Origin of the sequence: Peptostreptococcus sp. MV1 (assembly GCF_000758885.1) — a bacterium.
Classification (GTDB): domain Bacteria; phylum Bacillota; class Clostridia; order Peptostreptococcales; family Peptostreptococcaceae; genus Peptostreptococcus.
Genome location: NZ_JRNB01000077.1, coordinates 1 through 8044 on the forward strand (window position 1 = coordinate 1; position 8044 = coordinate 8044).

The window sequence follows — 8044 nt, forward strand, 5'->3', positions numbered from 1 at the left end:
CAGCACCAAAGAACATTGCGAATAGTGCAAAACCTACGACAATAATGTCTTTAAACTTGATACTCATTTTGAACTCCTCCTTAAAATAATCAAAATTTAATTAGTTCTCTTAAAGTATAACCGTAATTTTCAGTATTGTCAAACAATTTTTTAAATTCTTTAAATTAAGTAGAATCTTTCAAGTATAATAGAAAGTTACTTGCCTCTTATCCCGTATTTTTAATTGAAAATCAAACAACCTACCTATTATTTTTAATTTAATTAACCAAAATTCTTTAAATTGCAATGTGTATTTATAAAATAAAAGTGGGGTATATAATCTTATTTTATACACCCCAAAAAGCTACTTTTATTTACTATATTATACTTTTATCCAAATATACATTATTATGTTAAATTAGGCTATCATCTGAGACAATAAATTTTATATTTTTAAAGACATCTTATACATCAATTCACAAATGTAAACATCTTACTTAATAAAGATTATCTCCAACTTTATGAAATTTCTATTTGGCCTTCTTTTACATAAATTCTTGCATTATCTCCTGGTTTTATCTGACCACCAATTATTTTCTTTGCTAGTATAGTCTCTATATTTCTAGAAATATACCTCTTAAGTGGTCTAGCCCCATAAACAGGGTCGTATGCTTCTTCAATCATTAGGTCCTTGGCTTCATCTGTTAGCTCTACCCTTATATCATTTTCTGCCAGCCTAGAAGCTAGTTCAGCAAAGAAAATATCTATTACCTTCTTCACTTCATCCTTCATAAGTGGCTTAAACATTATGATATCATCAACCCTATTTAAAAATTCAGGCTTAAATCTTGACCTCATCTGTTTCAGTACACTCTCACTAATATTTTCGTCTATATGACCGCCAGCCTCTAGTAGGGTTGCACTACCTATATTAGAAGTCATTATAATCAAGCAATTCTTGAAGTCTACAGTCTTACCCTTATTGTCAGTCAACCTACCATCATCCAATATCTGCAAGAATATGTTAAACACGTCGTCATGGGCCTTTTCAATCTCGTCGAATAGAATGACAGAGTATGGCTTTCTACGTATTGCCTCTGTCAACTGGCCGCCTTCTTCATAGCCAACGTATCCTGGAGGTGGTCCAACTAGTCTTGATACACTATGTTTTTCCATATACTCTGACATGTCTATCCTGACTATACTGTCTTCACTGTCGAACAAATCTCTAGCCAAGGTTTTGGCTAATTCTGTCTTACCAACTCCTGTAGGTCCTAAAAATATAAATGATCCTATAGGCCTTTTCTGGTCACCAAGTCCTGCTCTAGACCTTAGTATTGCATTAGATACGGCTGTTACTGCCTCATCCTGACCTATAACCCTTTTATGCAACTGCTTTTCTAGATTTAATAGTTTGGTCTTCTCTGTTTCAACTAGCTTGCTGATAGGAATACCAGTCCATTTTGATATTATATCTGCTATCTCATTTTCTGTTACTTCTTCTTTCAAAAGACTGTCAGCCTTGTCATTGTCATACTTTTCTTCAAAGTTTTTGATATCCTCTTCTAATTTAGGTATTTGGCCAAATTTAACCTCTGCTGCCTTGTTGAAGTCGTATTCTCTTTCATACTTTTCAACCTTGGCTCTAGCTTCATCTAGGTTAGACTTTAGGACCTTTAATTCCATAATCCTGTTTTTTTCCTTCTCATACCTAGCTGTCATACTGTCATTTTCTTCCTTCAAATCAGCTAGCTCTTTTTCCAATTCTCCTAACCTCAACTTTGATTTTTCGTCCTCTTCTTTAAGAAGGGCTTCTCTCTCAGTTTCTAGCATAAATAGCCTTCTTCTAACTATATCTAGGTCTGTTGGTAGGGAGTCAATCTCAGACCTGATCATGGCACCTGCCTCGTCTATTAGGTCTATAGCCTTGTCTGGTAGGAACCTGTCCTGTATGTACCTGTCAGATAATTTTGCAGCTGCAACAATAGCATTGTCATGTATCCTGATACCATGGTGTATTTCAAACCTTTCCTTTAGACCTCTTAGGATAGATATTGTATCCTCAAGGCTAGGCTCATCAACTATTACAGGCTGGAACCTTCTTTCTAGTGCCTTGTCCTTTTCAATATATCTCCTGTATTCGTCAAATGTAGTTGCTCCTATACAGTTAAGTTCACCTCTTGCCAACATAGGCTTTATTAGGTTTCCTGCGTCCATTGAACCTTCAGTCTTTCCTGCCCCAACTATTGTATGTATCTCATCTATAAATAGGATTATCTTGCCTTCAGAACTAGATACCTCTTTCAATACTGCCTTTAGTCTCTCTTCAAATTCACCCCTATACTTTGCTCCTGCTATTAGGGCTCCCATGTCCAAAGAGAATACAATCTTGTTTTTTAGACCTTCAGGAACATCGCCCTTGACTATTCTCTGGGCCAAACCTTCGACTATAGCAGTCTTACCAACACCAGGCTCACCTATCAAGACCGGATTATTCTTTGTCCTCCTAGATAGGATTCTTATCGCCCTCCTGATTTCTTCATCTCGCCCTATAACAGGGTCCAACTTATTATTTTCAGCAAGCTTGACTAGGTTAGTTCCGTATTTAGCAAGGGCATCGTATGTTCCCTCAGGATCCTGGCTATCTACCCTCTGATTACCCCTGACCTGGTGGAGAACATTTAGAAATTCCTGCTTGACCAAGCCATACTGACTAAATATTCTACCTATACTTGATGATTTCTCCCTATCAAATATGGCCAACATTATATGCTCAACACTTATATATGAATCTTTAAAATCATCCGCTATTTTTTCAGCATCCAGCATAACTTCATTTATGGCCCTTGTTGCAGTGACCCCCTGTGAGTTAGCCCCTGCCCCAGTGACACTTGGTAACTTACTTATTTCATTTTTTATGGACTTCTTTAAAGAGTCAGAACTTATATTCATTTTTTCTACTACATTGGGAATCAAACCATCTTCTTGATCAAGCAAGGCATATAGTAGGTGAATCACATCCACCTGCTGGTTATTGTTTCTAACAGCCTCTGAAAAAGCATCATTTAAGGCATTCTGCACTCTCAATGTCATTTTTTCTACATTCATTCTTTACACATCCTTTCAATTCTAGATTCTTCAATCTACTATTTAAAATACTATATATTTTTGTGTTTTAACCTGGGTCACCTCCTAGTAAGGAGTATCGACCTACTTAAATCTATTATGGCATCCATTAATTCTTGTCCGCTGCTAGAGTCAAATCTTAGCTTCATATTGAAACTTTTAGACCTATTTACAAAATCTATTTCTTCGTCAGACTTAATCCACATATATATGTCATCCGTAATCAAAACCCTCTTCCCTAATTCCAAACTAGAACAGGTCTTAATAAAGTCATCCCTATAATCAATGTAATAATCACCCTCTTCAGGATAATATACATAATCGACCATAAAATTTAATATATCTGCAATATACTTATTTATAAGGGAATAGACCTCATCATTGTTGTAAATTGATATATTTTCATATATATAGTGTCCAAAATAAGGGTGGACATTTTCTCTCAACCTATAAACATATTTTGATGGAAGCAAAAAACTTATGGTCCAAAAGTTTGAACCTTTTTTTTCTAGGCTAATTACATTATCATCCTTAAACTTCTTTACTGGAAGAGGCAGCCTCTTTCCCATACTCTCATAGACAAGTTCATCGTACATATTACATATAAAGTTATCTACCCTTAGGGTATTAGTCCGATTTTCAAATAAGTAATCAAACCACCTCATTATATCTCTATCAAATGTATAATTCATATCTATCACTTCTTTCCCTTGTATACGGAATTATATTCCTTAACTAGTTTATCTCTCTCATATTTTGACCCACGATAAGATATCAATGGATTTACCATATAAAGACCATTTCTTAGTTTTTTCAAAAAATCCATCTCCTTGTAGATACCAAACAATACTGATAAACCAGTCTTTGGATAGTCTAATTTCTCTGACAAGTCATCTAGAGTCATATATATCTTGTTGTTCTTGTCCATCAAACTAATTAGGGCCATAGGTATCATAGCCTTCTTTGATGTAGTATCCTTTAGGGACCTAATATAGTTATTAGGGGATATATTTATAAAACGATCAGGTTCCTTTTTATAGTTTACCATCTGGCTCTCACTATACCTGTCCTTATCCAACTTTCTTGGTCTATGTTCCAAATCAAACAATCTTATCACTTCCTTACATCTACAACTAAGCTCGCCAAAATCTTTATCTTTTCTATAATATACTCCCAAAAAATTCAGACGTCAAGCTAATAAAAGACCATTATTTATCATTTTATATAAATAATGTTTATCTTTTTATATAACTTTTTTCTTGCTCTTTATCTCAAAAATTAGCCAATTGCCTGGCCGCTATACAAAACAAGAGATAAACTATTATAAAAAAAATATTTTTTCTTTTATATATACTCAATCCACTTATGCTATAATATACTAAGCATTTTAAAAAGGAAGTGACACTATAATGAAGAAGAAAAATATATCCATCCTAGGATCCACAGGCTCCATAGGAAGTCAAACGCTTGATGTAATCAGAAGAAACCCCAATGACTATCAAGTTGAGGGACTAACTGTAAATAAAAGCATAGAAAAATTATTAGAACAAATAAATGAATTTAAACCCAAGTCAGTGGCTATATTTGATGATACAGCCTACCAAGATTTTTTAGACATTGTTAAAACAAATCAGTCTACAAATCCAAATTTGTCCCAACTTGAGGTCTACAAGGGTCACGAGGGCTTGATAAAAATCGCCTCATCAAAGACAATAGATATCTTGGTGACAGCGGTAGTCGGTATGATCGGTTTACTACCTACTGTAGAAGCTATAAAAAATTCTACAACTATAGCCCTTGCCAATAAGGAAACCCTAGTAACCGCTGGTAAAATAGTCATGGACCTAGCAAGGCAATACAAGGCCAAGATACTACCAGTAGATAGCGAACACAGTGCTATCTTCCAGTGCCTAAATGGAGAAGACTCTAACAAAATAGACAAAATTCTACTCACTGCATCAGGGGGTCCTTTTAGGGGCAGGCCTAAAGAAGACCTGATAAAGGTCAGCAAGTCAGCTGCTCTTAAACATCCTAATTGGTCAATGGGACAAAAGATAAGTATAGACTCCTCTACCCTTATGAACAAGGGCTTGGAGGTTATAGAGGCTAAGTGGTTGTTTGATGTTGAGCCAGAAGATATAGTGGTCCATGTGCACCCAGAAAGTATAGTCCACTCCATGGTTCAGTTTGAAGATTCATCTGTGATAGCCCAGCTAGGGTGTCCAGATATGCGTGTCCCTATCCAGTATGCCTTGACATATCCAAAGAGGATTGACAGCAACTTTGAAAGGCTTGACCTCTTCAAAATAGCAAGTCTTAATTTTGAGAAACCTAACCTAGATACCTTCCCATGTTTGGCTCTTGCCTATAGGGCCCTAAAAGAGGGGGGCAGCACTGCTACTGTCCTAAATGCAGCGAACGAGGTCCTTGTGGAAAAATTCCTGGCTGATAAAATAGGTTTCTACGACATACCAAAGTATATAGAGCAGGCAATGGATGAACACAGCTTTATAGACCGTCCTACACTAGATGATATATTAGCTACAGATGCCTGGACCAGAGACTATATTGAATCTATACTTGGCTAACCATATATAGTAGGCATAAATAAGCTATAAGTGGGTAAGAAATAATAAAAAATAAATAAAAAGTCTTGTCTTACTTATTTTAAGCATAATTCAAGGCTTTTAATGTAGTATTTACATATAAGTTGAAACTGGTTGTTCTAAACTAATATCCATATTTTTTTAAAATCCTCATAATCAACCGGTTTCTAACTATGTATTAATAAAAAAAAGGTAGGTGAATTATGAATATAATTGTTGCAATTTTGGTCTTCGGACTGATAATATTTGTCCACGAACTAGGACATTTTTTACTAGCCAAGAGGGCTGGTGTAACTATACACGAATTTTCCATAGGAATGGGACCCCAATTATTTTCAAAAGAATCTGGAGGTATTAAATATTCCATAAGAATGATTCCACTAGGTGGATATGTAGCTATGGAAGGTGAAGATGAAGAATCTAATGACCCAAATTCCTTTGGCAAAAAATCTCTAAAGGACAGATTTCTTACAATATTTGCTGGACCATTTGTAAATATAGTCTTGTGTGTAATCTTGTTGATACCTGTATTTTTCTTTATAGGTACACCTAGTACTAAGTTTGGTGCCGTAATTGACAAGTCACCAGCTGCTAGTGCTGGACTTAAAAAGGACGATATCATCCTTTCCATAAACGGCCAAGAAACACGTGAATTCAACGACATAGGTAGACTAGTAAACAAATATGGAAAAGAAGAATTAAGTATCAAATACAAAAGAAAAGACCATGTGGACACTGTTAAACTAAAGGCTCAAAATCAGGGAGGACGCTACCTGGTTGGCATACAGCCTGCATACGAAAAGAATCAACCCATCAAGGCCATTAAGCAAGCCTTTGTGGTTACCTACGATACATCTAAAACAATGTTAACCTTCTTATGGAAGCTAGTAACAGGACAATTGTCAGGCAAGGCCGCTGATGCCCTATCTGGACCTGTAGGAGTTGTCAAGATGGTATCTAATGCAGCTACAAGCGGTTTTATAAATGTAGTATACTTGACGGCTATCATCAGCTTGAATATAGGTTTGATGAACCTCCTACCTATACCTGCCTTGGATGGGTGGAGAATATTGATGTTATTAATCGAAGGACTTAGGGGTGGTAAAAAATTTCCTGCAAAGATCGAGGGTTATATCAATGCAGTCGGACTAATAGCCCTTTTAGGATTAATGCTATTTGTAACATACAAGGACATAATCAGACTACTAAGTTAGAAAGGTGAAAAATGACTTACAAAAGAAGAAAAACAAGAATGGTTAGGGTTGGCAACCTAAATATAGGTGGGGATAGCCCTATATCAGTACAGTCAATGACAACTACTGATACTAGGGATGCCCAGGCAACGATTGACCAGATACATAAATTAGAAAATGTTGGCTGTGACCTAGTGAGAGTTGCCGTAGTTGATATGGATGCAGCTAGGAATATAGCCAAGATAAAAAAAGAAATAAATATACCAATAGTCGCTGATATACACTTTGACCACAGACTAGCTCTTGAAGCTGTCAAAAGTCAAGTTGATGGTATCAGAATTAATCCAGGTAACATAGGTAGCCTGGCCAAGACTAGAGAGGTCGTAGAGGCCTGCAAGGCCAATAATATACCTATCAGAATAGGTGTCAATGGAGGTTCACTGGAAAGAGACCTCTTAAAACAATACGGTGGTCCTGTCGCAGAGGCTATGGTAGAATCTGCTATGAGACATGTTAGAATACTTGAGGATCTTGACTTCCATGATATAGTAATTTCACTAAAGAATTCAGATGTAATCAAGTCAATCGAGGCCTATAGGCTCATGTCTAAAACAGTTGACTACCCCCTTCACTTGGGAATTACTGAAGCTGGTGGAATAAAAAAGGGTACAATCAAATCTGCAATAGGTGTAGGCTCTCTTCTAGCTGATGGCATAGGAGATACTATGAGAATATCACTTACAGGAGATCCAACTGAGGAAATACCTGTAGCCAAAGATATACTGAGAAGTTTAAATCTCTTAAATGACAAGATCAAAATCGTATCCTGCCCTACTTGCGGTAGGTGTAATATAAACCTAATTGACCTGGCTAATGAGGTCGAAGAAAAAATCTCGTCTATAAATAAGGACATCACAGTTGCAATCATGGGCTGCGCTGTTAACGGTCCTGGTGAGGCTCGAGAGGCCGATGTCGGTATTGCCGGTGGTGACAAGGTAGGTCTACTCTTTAAAAAGGGTGAAATCATCCAAAAAATACCTCAGGAAACCATTGTTGATACCCTGCTAGAAGAAATTAATAATATGTAATCGAGTAGGGAGGACTTTCTCCTCCCTCTCACACCACGGAGCGTGCCGTTCG

6 protein-coding genes are annotated in these 8044 nt (G+C 36.5%); 3 read left to right on the forward strand and 3 right to left on the reverse strand.

Annotation, left to right across the window (positions count from 1 at the left end):
* Positions 1 to 498: 498 nt before the first annotated feature.
* The 3 genes from clpB to HMPREF1639_RS05895 all read right to left on the reverse strand — a co-directional run bounded on the left by clpB (position 499) and on the right by HMPREF1639_RS05895 (position 4213).
* Complete coding sequence (gene clpB / locus HMPREF1639_RS05885) at positions 499 to 3087, reverse strand: ATP-dependent chaperone ClpB (RefSeq protein ID WP_036764386.1); 2589 nt, start codon at positions 3085 to 3087, stop codon at positions 499 to 501.
* 77 nt (positions 3088 to 3164) lie between these two features.
* The gene (locus tag HMPREF1639_RS05890; RefSeq protein WP_036764388.1) at positions 3165 to 3797 is read right to left on the reverse strand and encodes a hypothetical protein; all 633 of its coding nucleotides are present in this window, start codon (positions 3795 to 3797) and stop codon (positions 3165 to 3167) included.
* A 5-nt stretch (positions 3798 to 3802) separates the two neighbouring features.
* On the reverse strand, positions 3803 to 4213 hold the full coding sequence (locus HMPREF1639_RS05895) for a replication/maintenance protein RepL (protein ID WP_036764390.1): 411 nt from the start codon (positions 4211 to 4213) through the stop codon (positions 3803 to 3805).
* Positions 4214 to 4514: 301 nt separating this feature from the next.
* Here HMPREF1639_RS05895 and HMPREF1639_RS05900 point away from each other — a divergent pair, with 301 nt between their 5' ends.
* The 3 genes from HMPREF1639_RS05900 to ispG all read left to right on the forward strand — a co-directional run bounded on the left by HMPREF1639_RS05900 (position 4515) and on the right by ispG (position 7992).
* Positions 4515 to 5693, forward strand: coding sequence for a 1-deoxy-D-xylulose-5-phosphate reductoisomerase (locus HMPREF1639_RS05900; RefSeq protein ID WP_036764392.1), 1179 nt, complete (start codon positions 4515 to 4517; stop codon positions 5691 to 5693).
* A 221-nt stretch (positions 5694 to 5914) separates the two neighbouring features.
* Positions 5915 to 6925 carry an RIP metalloprotease RseP gene (gene rseP / locus HMPREF1639_RS05905; RefSeq protein WP_036764393.1) on the forward strand — a complete coding sequence of 337 codons (1011 nt, stop codon included), beginning with the start codon at positions 5915 to 5917 and terminating at the stop codon, positions 6923 to 6925.
* Between the two features lie 11 nt (positions 6926 to 6936).
* Entirely contained in the window at positions 6937 to 7992 is a 1056-nt protein-coding gene (gene ispG, locus HMPREF1639_RS05910) for a flavodoxin-dependent (E)-4-hydroxy-3-methylbut-2-enyl-diphosphate synthase (RefSeq protein WP_036764395.1), read from the forward strand.
* Positions 7993 to 8044: the final 52 nt, after the last annotated feature.